Origin of the sequence: Streptomyces sp. AA1529 (assembly GCF_000280905.1) — a bacterium.
Lineage (GTDB): Bacteria > Actinomycetota > Actinomycetes > Streptomycetales > Streptomycetaceae > Streptomyces.
In genome coordinates, this window is the sequence record NZ_ALAP01000038.1 from 122237 (window position 1) to 140034 (window position 17798).

At 74.9% G+C, this 17798-nt stretch carries 9 protein-coding genes and 1 pseudogene; 7 read left to right on the top strand and 3 right to left on the bottom strand.

Annotated features, from left to right (window positions below):
* Window positions 1-80: 80 nt before the first annotated feature.
* Window positions 81-2117, bottom strand: coding sequence for an N-acetylmuramoyl-L-alanine amidase (locus tag A949_RS0111915; RefSeq protein ID WP_019356241.1), 2037 nt, complete (start codon window positions 2115-2117; stop codon window positions 81-83).
* 258 nt (window positions 2118-2375) lie between these two features.
* The gene (locus tag A949_RS0111920) at window positions 2376-3578 is read right to left on the bottom strand and encodes an aminoglycoside phosphotransferase family protein (RefSeq protein ID WP_026004570.1); all 1203 of its coding nucleotides are present in this window, start codon (window positions 3576-3578) and stop codon (window positions 2376-2378) included.
* Between the two features lie 248 nt (window positions 3579-3826).
* On the opposite strand from A949_RS0111920, the gene A949_RS0111925 reads away from it, so the two are divergent.
* Window positions 3827-5383, top strand: coding sequence for a DNA-binding protein NsdB (locus tag A949_RS0111925; protein WP_019356243.1), 1557 nt, complete (start codon window positions 3827-3829; stop codon window positions 5381-5383).
* Window positions 5384-5541: 158 nt separating this feature from the next.
* Here A949_RS0111925 and A949_RS0111930 read toward each other — a convergent pair whose 3' ends face one another.
* The gene (locus A949_RS0111930; protein ID WP_019356244.1) at window positions 5542-7089 is read right to left on the bottom strand and encodes a PP2C family protein-serine/threonine phosphatase; all 1548 of its coding nucleotides are present in this window, start codon (window positions 7087-7089) and stop codon (window positions 5542-5544) included.
* Window positions 7090-7414: 325 nt separating this feature from the next.
* Between A949_RS0111930 and A949_RS0111935 the strand changes: the two genes are divergently transcribed.
* The 6 genes and pseudogenes from A949_RS0111935 to A949_RS0111960 form a co-directional block, all read left to right on the top strand.
* The gene (locus tag A949_RS0111935; protein WP_019356245.1) at window positions 7415-8902 is read left to right on the top strand and encodes a hypothetical protein; all 1488 of its coding nucleotides are present in this window, start codon (window positions 7415-7417) and stop codon (window positions 8900-8902) included.
* A gap of 88 nt (window positions 8903-8990) precedes the next feature.
* Window positions 8991-12596: a hydantoinase B/oxoprolinase family protein gene (locus A949_RS0111940; protein WP_443332992.1), complete on the top strand. Its 3606-nt coding sequence runs from the start codon at window positions 8991-8993 to the stop codon at window positions 12594-12596.
* A gap of 87 nt (window positions 12597-12683) precedes the next feature.
* Complete coding sequence (locus A949_RS0111945; protein ID WP_026004571.1) at window positions 12684-13382, top strand: GntR family transcriptional regulator; 699 nt, start codon at window positions 12684-12686, stop codon at window positions 13380-13382.
* Between the two features lie 135 nt (window positions 13383-13517).
* Window positions 13518-15056, top strand: coding sequence for a hypothetical protein (locus tag A949_RS0111950; protein ID WP_019356248.1), 1539 nt, complete (start codon window positions 13518-13520; stop codon window positions 15054-15056).
* Between the two features lie 51 nt (window positions 15057-15107).
* Entirely contained in the window at window positions 15108-15989 is an 882-nt protein-coding gene (locus A949_RS0111955) for a hypothetical protein (RefSeq protein ID WP_019356249.1), read from the top strand.
* A 53-nt stretch (window positions 15990-16042) separates the two neighbouring features.
* Window positions 16043-17798: pseudogene (locus A949_RS0111960) on the top strand (hypothetical protein); the annotation flags it as partial.

A 17798-nucleotide genomic window follows, 5' to 3' on the forward strand; every position in this document is an offset into this window, starting at 1 on the left:
GCCCCCGGCACCGGCCCGAGGGCCGACGGGCACCGCCTCCGGGCCGGAGACGGTGCCCGCCCTGCCGGACAACGGCCCGCTCAGCGGACCACGCGCACGTCCGCCGCCTTCACGAACGCGACCCGGTGGCCGAGCTGGATCTGGTAGTACCGCTGCTCGCCCCGGACCACCTGGAAGTTCTCCGCATCGGGGTCGTAGGTGACGGCGTACAGATACTCGCCCGGCGTCTTCAGCCCCGCGACGTAGCGCTGACCCGCGGCGACCTTGTACGGCAGCGGCGAGAGGGCCTGCACGGGTACGCCCTGAGGGTAGGCGTCCGCCTCGGGGTAGGCACGCCCGTACACCGGGATCTCCGTGCGCCCCTCGCGGGGTGTGAGCAGCGTGCCCCGGCCGGGCACGGCGGTGCGCTCGTCGGCGGGGTTGTGGAACCACGCCTTCTGGCCGAGGTACCAGACGGCCGTCCAGTCGCTCTTCCGGTCGGCGACCGCGTACTGCTGGCCGGTGGTGGCCCGGGCGCCGGTGTCGTTGACCCCGGTGGTCGACGGGGAGCCGTCGGGCCGCAGCCCGATGTCCTCGACCAGCGGCGAGGACGCGTCCGGCGCCTGGTGCAGCCGGACGGCGGACGAACCGTGCTCGGGGCAGGGCTTGCCCGCGCCCTCGCAGCCGGTGTACAGCGGCTTGTGCTCGTCATAGTCGGGCCGGATCGTCACCACACCCGACCGCGGACCGGCCTTGGGCGTGAAGGGCTTGCCCAGCAGCGTGAAGTAGTGCTGCCAGTCCCAGTAGGGACCGGGGTCGGTGTGCATGCCGGGGACGCTGGAGGCGGTCGGACCCGGCACGTTGTCGTGGCCGAGGATGTGCTGGCGGTCCAGCGGGATGTCGTACCGCTTGGCGAGGTACTTCACCAGCCGCGCCGAGCTGCGGTACATCGCCTCGGTGTACCAGGCGTCCGGGTCGGTCAGGAAGCCTTCGTGCTCCAGGCCGACGGACTTGGAGTTCACATACCAGTTGCCCGCGTGCCAGGCGGCGTCCTTGGCCCGCACATGCTGGGCCACGTGCCCGTCGGACGACCTGAGCGTGTAGTTCCAGGAGACGTACTTCGGGTTGGTCACCAGGCCCAGTGTCGTCTCGTACGTCCCCTCGGTGTCGTGGACGACGATGTAGTCGATCTTCTGCGACCGGGGGCGCCGCGTCTTGTCGTGGTTGCCGTAGTCCTCGGCGCCCGAATCGTCCGTCCACTTCTCGTACGCCGCCGGATACCACTCGCAGTCCACGCTCCGCGGGCACTCCACCCTGCCCCGGGGCCGGTGTGCCTGGTTGGACGCCTGTGGGGAGCGCAGCCGGGGGGTGGCGCGGAGGGTGACGGCGGCGCCGGTGTCGGTGGTCCGGCTCTCACCCGTGCGCAGCACGTCGAACACGTCGTCGGCGAACGCCGTGGCGTTCGGCTCGCCGCGTCCGCCGCCCGGATAGGCGGCCACGGCCTCGTACCAGTCCGCCGGATCGGCGCTCAGCGGGTGGCCGAGCCGCCGCTGCGCGTCCGCGAGGAGGGCGGCGCCGCCGCGCAGATTGGCTTCCGTGGAGGAGCGCAGCCGGTCCGCGTCGAGCCCGGTCAGCTCGGCCGCCCGCGCCAGCGTCCGCAGCCGCGCCGGGAGCTTTTCCGTCGGCTGCGGCCGAGCGGGCCGCGCGGTGGCGCGGAGCGGGCGGGCGCTGTCACCGCGGGCGTCCTCGGCGGTGGTGCGGCCCTGCGTTCGGGAGGAGGCCAGGGCCGTGCGCGCATCGGTGAGGTGCATCGGCCCGTACCCGCCGGAGACACTGGGCGACCCCTGGTGCGCGTTCCAGCGCGACTGCAGGTAGGAGACGCCGAGCAGGACCTTCTCGGGCACGTCGTAGCGGTCCGCGGCAGCGGCGAACTGCTGCTGGAGCGTTCCGCCGTCGGGCTGGTCCGCCGTCGCCGGGCTGCCCGCCGTCAGCAGCGGGACGACCAGCGCGGTGGCCGCCGCGGCGACGACCGCGGAGCGGGAGCCGCGCCGGCCGGTGCGTCTCCCGCCGCGGCGGCCGCGTCCGGCACCGCTGCCGTCGGCGGGTGCGCTGTCTGGGTCACGGAAGGATCGTGGCAATGCCGCCTCCTCGGACAGTGCGCCGTGAGGTCACGGACGCGAGCAGTCCTCAGACGTACCCATTGGCCGACGATCCGTCAATCATTCCGCGCGGCTGTCAGTTCGCCGCCACACCACCGAACCCGTCCGCGCACCTCGTCGTGGGTCCGGTGGAGTGTGCGTGCCCGGGGTGTCACCGGTGCAGACCGGTGAAGCCCCGGGACCCACGCGTCGCGGCGCCGCATCGGGCGGATGACCCGAACGGCCCCCGGCGCCGGTTCAGCGGGTGCCGACCGCCGCGCGTACGGCCCGCCGCGCCGTGGCGCAGTCGTCGTGCAGCCTGCGCAGCAACAGCCGCTGCTCCTCGCCCGTCGGAATGCCACCCGCCCGGACCGCCGCAGCCGCCTCCGCCGCGACCTGCGGCGAAGGGTCCCGCATGGTGCGCTGCACGGCCGCCTCGTAGGTGCGGATCTCCCGGGTGAGAATCAGCATCAGATTCACCAGGAAGGCGTCCCGTGCCGCCGGACCGGCCGCCTGGGCGAGCTGGCTGATCTGACGGCGTGCCAGCGGCGCGTCGCCCAGCGCGGCCCACAGGGAGGCCAGATCGTAGCCGGGCAGATACCAGCCCGCGTGCTCCCAGTCGACCAGCGACGGGCCGGCCGGGCCCAGCATGACGTTGGTCAGCAGTGCGTCCCCGTGGCAGAACTGCCAGGGCACCCCGCGTCGGCCGCCCGGCCCGCGGTACTGCACCAGTCCGTGCAGCAGCTTCTGCAGATCGCCCAGATCGCGGTCCGTCAGCAGACCCTGCTCGTGGAAGCGGGTCAGCCGTGCCGGGTAGTCGAGCGGGCGCTCGAACGCCGACGGGGGCGGCTCCCACTCGTTCAGCCGGCGGAAGGAGCCGATCACCGCCCGCAGATCCGCCCGGGGCGGGGCCTCGACCGGGTGCCGCTGGGCCGCCGCCACCCGCCCCGGAACCCGCTCGATCACCAGGGTGCAGGCCTCCGGGTCGGCGGCGATCAGCCGCGGGGTCCGTACCGGCGGACGGTGCCGTACGAAGGCGCGGTAGGCCGCTATTTCGTGCCGGAAGCGCTCCGCCCAGGCGGAGGAGTGGTCCAGCAGGCACTTGGCGATGACGGTGTTCCGGCCGGCGGTACCGGCCAGCAGCACCGAGCGTCCGCGCCTGCGGAGCAGTTGGACAGGGGTGAACTCGGGGCAGATCCGGTGGATCGAGGAGATGGCGGCACGGAGCCGGGTACCTTGCGGGCCGGACAAGTCCAGCCTCCCGCTGACGGGTGGGGACACGGTGCTGGGCGCGCGGAGATCCAGGCGGGCGCCGGGGTGCGGGACGACCGGACCGGGCGCCCGCGTGGGATCGCGTGCCGGATCGGGGGCCAGTACCGCCGGCCCCCTTCCGCGGGGCGGGGGCACCGGGGCCGCACGCGGCCGACGCTGCACGGACACGGGGGATGGTGCTGAATACATGGGCGCGCGAGATCCCTTCGTGTGCCGACGGGTTTCCGCACCTCCCCGGCTGCCCGTCCGGACCTGAGCACCCTGGGGAATGCGGGGCCGGGCGGAACGACCGGGGTGGCGCGTTCCTACACGACACCCGGTCGCGGGTGGCACACCATCTGGCGGACCCTGGCGAACCCTGGCGAATGTTCTCGGGCCCGGCCTACCCGTGCGTACGGGAGCTACTGTCAACTCAGCCGAGAACCTGGGGGCTTGACGTGACAAAGGGACCCAACGCGCGCCTCGCGGACCTCTTCGCACTCGCCGGATGGTCGAAGGGCGAGCTCGCCCGGCTGGTCAACCGGCAGGCGGCGGCGATGGGGTACGCGCAGTTGGCGACGGACACCTCCCGGGTGCGGCGCTGGATCGACACCGGGGAGACTCCGCGTGATCCGGTGCCCAAGGTGCTGGCGTCCCTGTTCACCGAGCGTCTCGGCCGTGTCGTGACCATCGAGGACCTCGGGTTCACCGGGCCGGGGCAGACAGCTCAGGCGGAGCCCGTCGACGGGCTGCCCCTGCCGTCCGGCCAGGTCGCCGCGGTCCTCACCGAATTCACGGGAATGGACCTCATGCTCAACCGACGCGGCATGGTGGGCGCGGGCGCCGCGCTCGCCGCAGGATCGGCACTCACCAGTGCCATGCACAACTGGCTCGGCAGCGACCCGGTGACGTCCCGCGCACAGGGCACCGGAGGGGCCGCCCACGCGGTCCCCGCCGGCCACTCGACCCACGACCGCTACGAGGCCGCTCCGGTCGGGCGGCAGGAGGTCGAGGCGCTGGAGCACTCCGTGGAGGTCTTCCGCGCCTGGGACGCCGAGCGCGGCGGCGGCCTCCAGCGCAAGGCCGTGGTGGGCCAGCTCAACGAGGTGGGCGGGATGCTCTCCTACCACCACCCGCAGCAGCTCCAGCAGCGGCTGTGGGGCGTCGCCGCCAACCTCGCGGTGCTCGCCGGCTGGATGTCGCACGACGTCGGCCTGGAGCCCACGGCCCAGAAGTACTTCGTCATCGCCGCACACGCGGCGCGGGAGGGCGGCGACCGGCCGCGGGCCGGCGAAGCGCTCTCCCGCGCCGCCCGCCAGATGGTGCACCTGGGCCGCCCCGACGACGCACTCGACCTGGTCAAGCTGGCCCGGTCCGGCTCCGGCGACGAGGCCCTGCCCCGCACCCGCGCCATGTTCCGCACGATCGAGGCGTGGGCGCAGGCATCCATGGGTCGCGGGCAGGAGATGCGGCGCACCCTGGGCCAGGCCGAGGAGCTGTTCGCCTCGGACCGGGGTGATGCCGCACCGCCCGGCTGGATGCAGATGTTCGACGAGGCCGATCTGTACGGCATGGAGGCGCTCGCCTTCCGCACCCTCGCCGACCACGAACCCGCCGCCGCCAAGACCGCCGAACACCACGCCAAGCGGGCGATCGCGCTCCGGGACGAGGGGCGTCGGCGCTCCCAGATCTTCGACTACCTCTCGGTGGCCTCGGCCTGCTTCATCTCCGACGATCCGGAGCAGGCGGACCGCTACGCCCGGCTCGCCCTGCTGTCCATCAGCGAGAACTCCTCGCACCGCACCTGGGACCGGTTGCGCGAGATGTACCGGCTCACCGGGCAGTACGCCGGTCACGGCAAGGTCCAGGAGCTGCGTGCGGAGATCGAGGAGGCGCTTCCCCGGGCGCCGAAGCCGTCACGGACCGGCAGGAGCCTCAAGGACGCGGGAGAGTTGCGGCGGGCCCCCGGCGACATCCGCAGAGTACGCGGAGCGAAGGGGGCCGAGGCGGTGTGAGACGGAGGACCGGGGCATGGCCGGGCGGCAGCCCGTGGGCACCGGCCCGGACCACCGGCGCCCCGCGGTCACCGGCCGCAGGGTGCCGGGCACACCGGGGCCGTTCCGGGGTGAGGCGGGCCCTTCCCGGATGTGGCCGTCGGGAGCGGCGCCGCCCGTCAGGACGTCACCCGGGCCACCAGCACGCACGCGTCGTCCTCGCGCTCCCGGTCGGCGAACGCTTCGGCGACGGTCCGGACGCACTCCTGTGCGGAGCGCGCCGCGGTGAACCGGTCGGCGAGGGCCAGGAGGCGGGCGCCGCCCGCGTGCGGAGCGGAAGCGGCCGACCGGGGCCCGGGCCCGGAGGGCCGGACCGGGTCGTCGGGTGCCAGCCCGTCGGTGTGCAGCACCAGCAGATCGCCCGGTTGCAGCTCCGCGGTGCGCTGCCCATAGGCGGCACCCGAGGTGACGCCCAGCAGCACGCCCTCCGGGCGGGGCAGCACACTGCCCACCCCGCCCCGGAACAGCAGCGGCGCCGGGTGGCCGGCCTGCGCCCAGGTGAGGGTGCGGGCACGCGGCTCGTACCGGCAGCACAGGGCGCTGCCCAGGGACGGCTGGGCGGTCGAGTCCAAGAGCTGGTTCAGATGCTCCATCAGCGCCCCCGGCCCGACACCGGCCAGCGCCATTCCGCGGACGGCACCCAGCAGCATGGCCATGCCCGAGGTCGCGGTGACACCGTGCCCCGTCAGGTCGCCGGCCGTCAGCAGCGTCGCTCCGCCGGGCAGTTCCATCGCGTCGTACCAGTCGCCGCCGATCAGCGAGCTGGACGCGGAGGGCAGGTAGTGCGCTGCCAGATCGAGCGCGCCGGTCCGGTCGTCGCCCTGCGGGAACCGCAGCGAGCCGCGCCAGGGCGGCAGCACGGCCTCCTGGAGTTCGACGGCCAGCCGGTGCTCGGTCCGGGCGAGGTGCCGCTGGTGCTGGACCGAGTCCCGGGTCTGACGCACCGTGTGCTCGCTGCGGCGCAGTGCGCTGACGTCCCGCACCACCGCCCACATGGACGCGGTGCTCCCGTCATCGTCGAGCACCGGCTCGCCGACCATGTGGACCGTGCCCACGGAGCCGTCCGGCCGTACCAGCCGGAACTCCTGGTCGATGGCCTTGCCGTCCACCAGGCAGTCGGTGAACGCGGTGGCGAGCGCGGGCTGGTCCTCGGGGTCCACCCAGGAGGGCAGTTCGTCCAGCGAGAGCGGACCGTCCCGCCCGGTCCTGCCGAAGATCCCGTACAGCTCCGGCGACCAGGACACCTCGTCCGTCAGCAGGTTCCACTCGGCGCTGCCCACCCGGTCGCGCCGGGAGGGCGCGGGCTCTCCGGAGGGCCGTGCCGCAGGGTAGGCGGCGCCCGGGGTGTCCGCCGCGGCCGCTCCGGGCGGCTGGTCGGCGGACGGCCAGGCCCGGGGCGTGTCGGGGGGCATGCCCTCCCGTAACTGGTCGAGCTGGCTGCCCAGGTCGTCGAGCTGGTGCACGGCCAACTCGCACAGTGCGCGCCGCCACCGCGTGCGCGGATCCGCTCCGGCGGCCTCCGGGTCCGGTTCGCCCTCCTCGTCCGCGTCCCGGCGCACGGCGTCGAGGCGCCCCCGCAGGGTGCGTGCCTGGGTGATCAGAGCGTCCAGCGTGCCGCGGTCCGGGGGCTGCGGTGCGGAGCGGTCCGCATGGAGGTGGGAGGCCATGGAGAACTCCGATACGGGGGGAGAGTCGATTACGACTGTGACACAGCTCGCGACTCCCCGTAAGGGATTCGGCCACACTCGATGCGGTGGTGCTGCCGTCATATGTCCCGGTAGACGGCCCGGGGCCCGGGCCGGCGGTCCGGTCCGGGTGCCGCGCGCCACCCGGCTCGGCGGAATGCGTCACTCCGGGTAAGCTCCGGCTGCCGGCCGGGTGTCCCCGCTCCGAAAGGTGAAACCCAGGAGTAGAACCGCGGTCACCGGCAAGAATGCCCGGCAACGGAAATCCCGTTGCCAGTCGAATACCCCGCACCGGATGCTGACTCTTATGTTCGTCGATTCCGTCGATTCAGACATAGCGCCCAGCGGTACGCTGCTCGGCCTCCTCCAGAGGGGCCGCGGCGACGGAACGCTGCACGCGCTCGCCGCACCGCGCGCCGAGGCGCTCGGCGCGCTACGGCACTGTGTGCTGCACGACCCCAGGCGGGACTGGCAGATCGAGCACCGCTCGCTGTACTACGCCCGGCTGCACAGCGAGCTGGACGCCGGGCTCGACGACATCGCCGCGCACCTCTTCGACCCCGCGGACCTGCTCTGCGCCCCCGAAGAGGCCGAGAGCCGCACCGGGCTCGCCCTCTCCGTCCTCGGCCACCTCGCCTCCTACGCGGCGGCCCGGGGCGGGAACCGCGGGAACCCGCAGGACAACGCTCCACTGCGGCTGCTGCGCCGCTATGCCACCACCGGCGCCAACTGGCAGTGGGCGCTGGACGAGCTCGCCGTACGGGACACCGACGCCGGGCTGCGCCCCCTGGGCCCGGCCGTGCTGGCCCGCTTCCCCCGCACCCCGGAGGGCGACGCCGAGCTCGCCGAGGCCGCGCGTGACGCCTTCGAACCCCGCCCCTGGCGGCTGTGGGCGGAGGACCCCGCGCATCCCGAGCAGGCCGAGCGGCTGCGCCGGGCCCGGGAGTGCCGCTCCTTCGACCGCTGGCAGCGCCAGCTCCGCAGCCCGGGACCGCGTCCCGGCTGGAGCGTGCGGGAGATCCTGGACTGGGCGCAGGACGGCCACGACCAGCACCCCCGCCAGCACCGCGAGGCCCCCGCCGCCCGCTGCCTGTCCGCCGTGGCCGGGCCCGAGGACCGCCCGCTGCTGCTGGCCGCGGCGCGCGGACCCCACGAGGCCGCGCGGGCCGCCGCACTGCGGCACCTGGCCGACCGCAACGACCCCGACATCCTCGACCTCGTCGAGGAGGCCGCCGCCGACCCGGCCGAGACCGTCGCCGACGCCGCCACCTCCGCCTTCGCCCGGATGCGGTCCCTGGCCGCGCTGGAGCGCGCCCGCCGGTGGGCCGCCGCGCCCGAGGGCGCCCTGCCGCCCGGGCTCGCCACCGTCGCCGCCGAGATGCTGGCCTGCCGGGGCGGTGAGCAGGACGCCGAAACCGTCCTGGCGGCGCTGCGCCACACCATCCGCCTGGAAGGACCCGACAGCCCGGCACTGTGGCCGCTGGTGGACGGCGCCGGCCGGCTGACCATCGGCTGCGCGGCACCGGTGCTGCGGCACATCTACCGGGAGACCGCCTCCTCCCAGCTGCGCGGGCGCACCGCCCGCTCCCTCGCCGCCACCGACCCCTCCTTCCCCGCCGGGTTCGCCATCGAGTGCCTGTGGGACTGCGAGGAGACCACCCGGGAGGTCGCCGCCGAGCACGCCGCCACCGGCGACGCGCGCGTCGTGGAGCGGCTGCGCAGGCTGGCCGCCGATCCGGCCGAGGAGGCGGGCGTCCAGACCGCCGTGCGCGGCCGCCTCACCCCGCCCGCCTGACCCGGGCGCCCCTCGGCACCGCACGGCCGGGCGGCTGCACCGGGCCTCGCCGCCTCGCCGCCTTGCGGCCGGGCGGGCCGCGGGCACCATGGATGGGGTGGATGGCCGCTGGGAGTTCTGGGTGGACCGGGGCGGAACGTTCACGGACGTGATCGGCCGACGGCCCGACGGCACGCTCGTGAGCCGCAAGCTGCTGTCCCACGACCCGGCACGGCCCGGCCGGGACGCCGCGGTGGCCGGCATCCGGGCGCTGCTGGAGGTGCCGCCGCACGAGCCGGTCCCGGCGGACCGGGTCGACGTCGTCAAGATGGGCACCACGGTCGCCACCAACGCACTGCTGGAACGCACGGGCGAGCCCACGGTCCTGGTCATCACCCGGGGCTTCCGGGACGCCCTCACCATCGCCTACCAGAACCGGCCCCGCCTCTTCGACCGCCGCATCGTGCTGCCCGAGGCACTGCACGACCGCGTCGTGGAGATCCCGGAGCGGCTGGGCGCGGACGGCACCGTGGTGCTGCCGCTGGACCGCGAGGCGGCGGACCGCGCCCTCCGGGAGGCGCACGAGGCGGGTTTCCGCAGCGCCGCCGTCGTCCTGCTGCACGCCTACCGGTATCCCGAGCACGAACGTGCGGTCGCGCGGCTCGCCCGCGCGGCGGGCTTCTCCCAGGTGAGCTGTTCGCACGAGGTCAGCCCGTTGATCAAACTGGTGCCGCGCGGCGACACCACCGTCGCCGACGCCTACCTCTCGCCCGTGCTGAGCCGCTACGTGGCGGACGTGGCGGACGAGCTGCCCGGTGTGCGGCTGATGTTCATGCAGTCCAACGGCGGGCTGCGGGAGGCACGGCACCTCCGGGGCAAGGACGCCGTGCTCTCCGGCCCGGCCGGCGGCGTCGTGGGCATGTCCCGCAGCTGCGCGGAGATCGGACAGGAGCGGGTCATCGGCTTCGACATGGGCGGCACCTCCACCGACGTGTCGCACTACGCGGGCGCGCTGGAGCGGGTGTTCGGTACCCAGGTGGCCGGGGTGCGGATGCGGGCGCCCATGATGGACATCCACACGGTGGCGGCCGGGGGCGGCTCGGTGCTGCACTTCGACGGCGCGCGCTACCGCGTCGGCCCCGACTCGGCGGGCGCGGCTCCCGGCCCCGCCTGCTATCGCCGCGGCGGTCCGCTGACCGTCACCGACGCGCAGGTGATGCTGGGCCGCATCCAGCCCGCGTACTTCCCCGCCGTCCTCGGCCCGGACGGCGACCTTCCGCCGGACGTGGCGGAGGTCCGCGCGGGCTTCGGGCGGCTCGCCGCGCAGACCGGCGACGGCCGCACCCCCGAGCAGGTCGCGGCCGGATTCCTGGAGATCGCCGTCCTCAACATGGCCAACGCGGTCAAGAAGATCTCCGTGCAGCGCGGCCACGACGTCACCCGCTACGCGCTGGCCGGCTTCGGCGGCGCGGGCGGGCAGCACGCCTGCGCGGTCGCCGACGAACTGGGCATCGGCACGGTGGTGGTGCCCCCGATGGCCGGAGTGCTGTCCGCGTACGGGATCGGCGTGGCGGACGCCACCGTGCTGCGGGAGCAGTCCGTCGAGGAAGAGCTCGGCGCCGAGCGGCTCGCCCGGGTCCGCGACCTGTGCGCCCGCCTGGAGCGGCAGACGCGGGAGGAGTTGCGCGACGACGGCATCCCCGACGAGGCGATCGGCACCACCGCGCGGCTGCAGCTGCGGTACGCCGGAACGGACGCCGCGCTGACCGTCCCGCTGGCCGGCGCGGAGCGGATGGCCCGCGACTTCGCGGACCAGCACCGGTCGCGCTACGGATTCACCATGGACAAGCCGCTGGTGGTCGCCACCGCGGTGGCGGAGGCGACCGGCAGGGCCGGGCGGGTCGCCGCGCCCGCGCCCGCGTCCGGATCCGCCAGGGGGGCCGCACAGCCGCACGACGTGGTGCGCATGTTCACGGGCGGGCGGTGGCGGGACGTCCCGCTCCACCGGCGCGAGGAACTGCGTCCCGGGCAGCGGGTGTCCGGACCGGCCGTCGTGGTGGAGCCCGACGCCACCACCGTGGTGGAACCGGGCTGGGCGGCCGCGGCCGATCCGCACGGGCACCTGGTGCTCACCCGGATCCGGGCCAGGGCGGCGGGGCCGGCGGTGGGCACCGGGGTCGACCCGGTCCGGCTCGAGGTCTTCAACAACCTCTTCATGGCCATCGCCGAACAGATGGGCGCCAGCCTGGAGAAGACGGCGCACTCCGTCAACATCAAGGAGCGGCTCGACTTCTCCTGCGCGCTCTTCGACCCGGGGGGCAACCTCGTCGCCAACGCGCCGCACATTCCGGTGCACCTGGGCTCCATGGGCGACACCGTCCAGGAGGTGCTGCGGCGCACGGTCGGCGAGATGCGCCCGGGGGACGTCTACGCCGTCAACGACCCGTACCACGGGGGCACCCATCTGCCGGACATCACCGTGGTGACCCCCGTCTTCGAGCGGGACGGCGACCGGCTGCTCTTCCTGGTGGCCTCGCGGGGCCACCACGCCGAGATCGGCGGCCTGACGCCCGGCTCGATGCCCGCCTTCAGCCGCACCGTCGACGAGGAGGGCGTGCTGTTCGACACCTGGCTGCTGGTGCGCGACGGGCGGCTGCGCACCGAGGAGACCCGTGCGCTGCTCACCGGCGCCCGCCACCCCTCCCGGGACCCGGACGCCAACCTCGCCGACCTGCGCGCCCAGATCGCGGCGAACGAGAAGGGCATCGCGGAGCTGCGCGCGACGATCGGGCAGTACGGCCTCGACGTGGTGCAGGCGTACATGCAGCACGTGCGGGACAACGCGGAGGAATCCGTGCGCCGGCTCGTCACCCGACTGCCCGACGGCGCCTGCGCGTACGAGACCGACAGCGGTGCCGTGATCAGGCTGGCCGTCACCGTGGACCGGGCCGGCCGCTCCGCACTGCTCGACTTCACCGGCACCTCGGCGCAGCGCGAGGACAACCTCAACGCGCCCAGCTCCGTGGTGCGGGCCGCCGTGCTCTATGTCCTGCGGACGCTGCTGGCCGAGGACATCCCGCTCAACAGCGGCTGCCTGGCCCCGCTGGAGGTGCGCATCCCGGCGGGGTCGATGCTCGCCCCCGTCCGCCCCGCGGCCACCGTCGCGGGCAACGTGGAGACGTCGCAGGCCGTCACCGGCGCGCTCTACGCGGCGCTGGGCGTGCAGGCCGAGGGCTCGGGGACGATGAACAACCTCACCTTCGGGAACGCGCGCGTCCAGTACTACGAGACCGTCGCCAGCGGCGCGGGCGCGGGGGAGGGGTTCGACGGTGCCGACGCGGTCCAGACGCACATGACCAACTCGCGGCTCACCGACCCCGAGGTGCTGGAGTCCTGCTGTCCGGTGCGGGTGGAGGACTTCCACATCCGCCGCGGCAGCGGAGGCGCCGGACGCCGGCACGGCGGCGACGGCGTGGTGCGGCGGCTGCGCTTCCTCGAACCGGTCACCGTGGCCCTGCTGACCGGCCACCGGCGGGTGCCGCCCTACGGCATGGCGGGCGGCTCGCCGGGCGCGCTCGGGGACAACGCGGTGGAGCGCGCCGACGGCACCCGCACCCCGCTGGCCGGGTGCGACACGGCGGAACTCGCGGCGGGGGACGTGCTGGTGCTGCGCACCCCCGGTGGCGGCGGCTACGGCACCCCGCCGCCGGGCTGACCCGCGGCGCCCGCCGGCCGGTCGCGCACCCGACCGGTCCGGCGCCCCCGTGTTGTCCCCTTTCGGCCGGTGCGGTTCACTTTCCCCATGAGCGATCACGTGCTGGACCAACTCCGCTCCGAACGTGAGCTGTTGGAGCGCACCAGCACGGCGGAGCGGGTCGCGGGCATCCTGCGCGCCCGGATCATCGAGGGCGGCTTCCTGCCGGGCATGCGGCTCGCGGAGGAGGACATCGGCGGCGCGCTCGGGGTGTCCCGCAACACCCTGCGCGAGGCCTTCCGGCTGCTCACCCACGAGCGGCTGCTGGTGCACGAGCTCAACCGGGGCATGTTCGTGCGCAAGCTCACCGTCGAGGACCTGGCGGACCTCTACCGGGTGCGCCGCCTCCTGGAGTGCGCCGCGCTGCGCGAACCGGCCGGGCCGCCCTGCCCGCAGGAGGCCCTTGCGGCGATGGCGGCGGCGGTCGCGGCCGGGCGGGACGCGGCGGCCGCGCACCGGTGGCGCGACCTGGGGACCGCCAACATGCGCTTCCACCAGGGCCTCGTGCAGCTCGCCGGCAGCCCGCGGACGGATGAGATGATGCGTGGGGTGCTGGCCGAACTGCGGCTGGTATTCCAGGTGATGGACGACCCGCGCCGCTTCCACGAGCCCTACCTGCCGCGCAACGAGCAGATCCTGCGCACCCTCCGGGACGGCGACGGGCCGGGTGCGGAGCTGCTGCTCGCCGACTACCTCGACGACTCCCGGCGGCAGCTCGCGGAGGCGTACGCCCGCCGGCTGGGCTGATCCGGTGCCGGCGCCGCCGCGCGGCACCGGCGGGGCCGTCCGGGCCGGGCCGCCGCGCGGCGTGCGGCAACCGCCCGGACCGTGACAACCGTGCCGTTTCGGATCCTGTCGGGGGGACCGCATAATGTGTGCGTCGTGACTGAGAGCGCCACCACGACGAGCACCCCGGTACGGACCGGTGCGGCCGCACCCTCCCCGGCTCCCGGCCCCGCGGCCGACGAGGGCCTGGCCCGCCGCCTGCGCGCGCTCGCCTGCACCGCGCCGCTGCACGACCTCGACACCCGCAAGGCCAATCTCGCGGGCGAGTACCGCGCCTACGAGATGGCCGAGCTGGCGCTGGCCGCCATCGACCTGGTCACGCTCCAGATGGACTTCGACACCGGCGCCGACCACGACCAGGTCGTCGCCAAGCTGCTGCCGCGAGTCGCGGCGCAGGCACCCGGGCGCGCCACCGCCGAGCACGAACGCGTGGCCCGCTGGGTGCTGGAGAACATGATCAACGTCGGCAGTGTGGACCGCGGTTTCCGCGCCGTCTACGGCACGTTCGGCCCGGACGGCAGCTACGTGCGCCGGGACTACGACTTCAAGCTCGTCGAAGAGGTGCCGGGCCCCGGCGGCAGCGTGTATCTGCGCACCACCGACGAGGCCGTCAACGTCCTGGTCGGCGCCCTGGACACGGATGTCACCAGCGCCCAGATCGCCGCCGAGGTCAAGCTGGAGGTCCTCGTCAGCCGCGGCCGGCTCGCCGACGCCCAGCTCGCCGCGGAACAGGCCCGCTACCGCACGGTCCAGTACGCGGAGACGCTGCGGCGCACCCTGGAGGCCACCCGGCGCGACGTGCGGGCCGTCGACTGGCTGAGCGCCGTCCCCGACATGATCAACGAAGCCCTCGACCACGTCGCCGACCGCTACCGCCACGAGAACGCCATCCTCACCAACATCCGCAAGGCCCGCGACGAGGCCGCCGCCGAACGGGGACCGGACCACAAGCGCCGCGCCGCCGAACTGGTCGACATCGTCAAGGACTGCATCCGCCGCCACACCCAGCTGCAGTCCCGGCTGCTGGAGGCCGGCCCGCTCTTCCGCGCCGAACAGGACCGGCAGTCCTTCGCGCCGCCCGCGGCCCGCGCCGGACTCGATCTCCACGGCCAGCTCCTGGCGCCCGTGCTGCCGCTGGCGCTGTCGGAGGCGGCCCGGGTGACCGACGCCTTCTTCGCCCGGGGTGCCGGGCTGCGCACGCCCGGCACCGTGCGGCTGGGCGACCTCACCGACCTGCTGCTGACCCCGCCGGCGCCGCGCGAGCACCTCGGCGCCGAGATGCCCGAGCCCGACCTGGTCGCCACCCCCGACGACAGCCGCTTCAGCGAGGAGCAGTTCGCGGCGGCCACCGAGCTGCTGGAGCTGCCGCCGGACGCGCCCCGGCGGCTGTCCGGCCTGCTGGCCGACGCCCGTCGACGCGATCCGGAGCTGCCGTATCTGATCGCCCTCCTCGCCGTCCACGCCGCGAGCCCACCGGTGGGCACGGCCTACCGGCAGGGCGAACAGCGGCTGCTGTTCGCCGTCGACGACGGGGAGCAGCTCGACGATCCCGAGTTCGGCGGAGCCGACCTGATCGTGGGCACGGCCCTGCTGGACGCGGCGGGCATGGCCGCGGACCGGACGGAGGCCGCGTGAGCCCGCTGCCCGCCGCTGCCCGGCCCGGCACCCTTGTGAACTGGAGCGACCATGACTGACCCCGCGCCGGAGCCCGAGCACGCCGACGGGCACGCCGACACCGCGCCGACGCCGCGGGTGACCCCCGCGGACGCGGCCGACGCGGCCCGCCTGGTCTCCTTCGGCCTGCAACCGAAGCTGGCGCCCGCCCGGGATGCCGAGTACACCGAACTCCTGCGCCGCTACCGCGACGAGCCGCCCTTCGCGCGGCTGGCCGACGCCGTGGCCACCGGACTGGGACTGGTCGTGCTGGAGGTCTCCACCCGGGCCGGCATGGCGCTGGCCGCCGCCGAGGACTCCGTCTTCGCCGTCCGCATGGGCGACTACGCGCGCCGGGCCGGCGCCGACTCGGCGGACCGCTTCCTGCACGGCCTCGCCCATCTGGCCTGCGCCGCGATGGCCTTCCCGCGGCCGGAGGACCTGGCCGACGACGGGTACATCGGCCGGATCAGCGTCAACGGCGTCGACTCCTTCGTGCGGCAGGCGTGCCGCAGGCTGGAGGAGCGCGCCGAGGCCGACGGCGAGAACACCGACCCGGCGACCGACGCTCCCGGACTGGAGGCCGCCTGGCGGGTCTACGCCCGGCGCAGCGCGACCGGCGCCACCAAGGACGCGCGGCGGCTCGCCGGTTCCACCACCGGCATCATCGCCAAGGCCGTCACCTTCCTCGCCGACTCCGGGTTCCTCCAGCGCACCGGGGACGACGCGGGCGGCACCTACCGCACCACCGCGCGCTACCAGCTGCAGGTCCGCGACATGGCGGGCAGCGCCGCCATGGCCGAACTGCTGGAACTGGGCGTCGTACCCGTCTCGGACGGCACGGCCAGCCTGCTGCCGCCCCAGGACGACGATCCGGATCTGGTTCCGGACGCCGGACTGCCCTTCCACTCCTGACCCGCCCCGCCCCTTCGGGCACCGCCCGCCCCACCAACGAGAGCCCCGCCGCCATGTACGAGCTGTCCCGGATCCGCCTCTACTCCATCGGGCCCGCCGGTGCGCGCTACGCCGACACCGTGCTGGACCTGCGCGGGGTGGGCGAGCCGGTGCCCAGCCCCGCACCGGCGCAGGCGGACTTCTTCGAGGAGGAGCCGCAGGGCCCGCCGCGCCGGCCCGCTCCCGCCGGGGTGCTCTTCCTGGAGAACGGCGGCGGCAAGTCCGTCCTGCTCAAGCTGATCTTCTCGGTGATGCTGCCCGGCCACCGCAACACCCTGGGCGGCGCCAGCTCGGGTGTGCTGCGCAAGTTCCTGCTCGCCGACGACTGCGGACACGTCGCGCTGGAGTGGCAGCACACCAGGACCGGCGAGACCGTCGTCGTCGGCAAGGTCAGCGAGTGGCGCGGCCGCCAGGTCTCCGGCGACCCGCGCAAGTTCGCCGAGGCGTGGTACTCCTTCCGGCCGGGCCCCGGCCTGTCCCTGGACTCCCTCCCGGTCGCCGAGTCCGCGGCGCTGCGGCCGCGCGCCGAGGGCGCCTCCTCGGCACGCGGCAGACGGCGCACCATGAAGGGCTTCCGCGACGTCCTGGCCGAGACCGGCAAGGCGTACCCGAACCTGGACGTGGCCTGGGAGGAGATCCACGAACGCTGGAACGAGCACCTGACCACGCTCGGCCTCGACCCCGAACTCTTCCGCTACCAGCGCGAGATGAACGCCGACGAGGGCGAGGCCGCCGGACTGTTCGCCGTCAAGAACGACTCGGACTTCACCGACCTGCTGCTGCGCGCCGTCACCGACACCCGCGACACCGACGGGCTCGCCGACCTCGTGCACGGCTTCGCGCACAAGCTCGGCCGCCGCGCCGAGCTGACGGCCGAGCGCGACTTCACCGCCGGTTCCCTGGAGCATCTGCACCGCATCACCGAGGCCGCCGAGGCCCGGGCCAGGGCCCGGGAGATCCACGCCGGGGCCGAGCGCCGCACCCGGCAGCTGGCCCGCCGCCTCGCGGCGCGCGGCTCCCGGGAGCGGGGCCGCGCCGCCGAGCTGGCCGAGCAGCTCCAGCAGGCGCAGGAGTCGGTGACGGGCGCCGAGGACGCGCGCACCCGCGCCTCCCGGACCGCCGCCGAACTGGCCTACCGGCACGCCTCGCTGGCGCTGGCGGCCGCGGAGAAGTCGGGGGCGGCGCACAAGCGTGAACTGAGCGAGGCCCGCACCCTGCACTCCGCCTGGCAGGCGGCCGAGACCGTGCTCGCACACCGGACGGCCGCCGACCGCTCGGCCCGGGTGGCCGCCGCCATCCAGGAGGCCGAACGGGACGCCGCGCCCGCGCTGGAGGCCCGCGCCCGGGCCGCCGGAGCGCTGGTGGGCGCCCTCAACACCGCGGCCCGGGACAGCGAACGCATCGCCGGTGAGCAGGAGGAGCGCTCCGCCGCGCTGCAGCACGAGAGCGAGGCCGCGCACCGGGACGCCACCGGAGCCGCCACCGAGGGGGAGCGCGCCCGCAGCGAGGCCGAACACCTGCGGCAGCGCCGCGCCGAGGTGGAAGCGGAGATGGAGCAGGCCGTCCGGGCCGGCTGGCTCGACGACAGCGACCCGGAGTCCGACCCGGCGCGCGCCGCGCTGGCGGCCGGCGACGCGGAGAAGAGCGCGGTCGCCGCGTTCGACTCCGCCCGGGACGCGGCCGCGCGCAGCGGCGAGCGCGCCCGGGAGCTGGCCGACCGGCACGCCAGCGCCGAACTCGCCGCCGCTCGTGCCGCGGACGCCGCGGAGG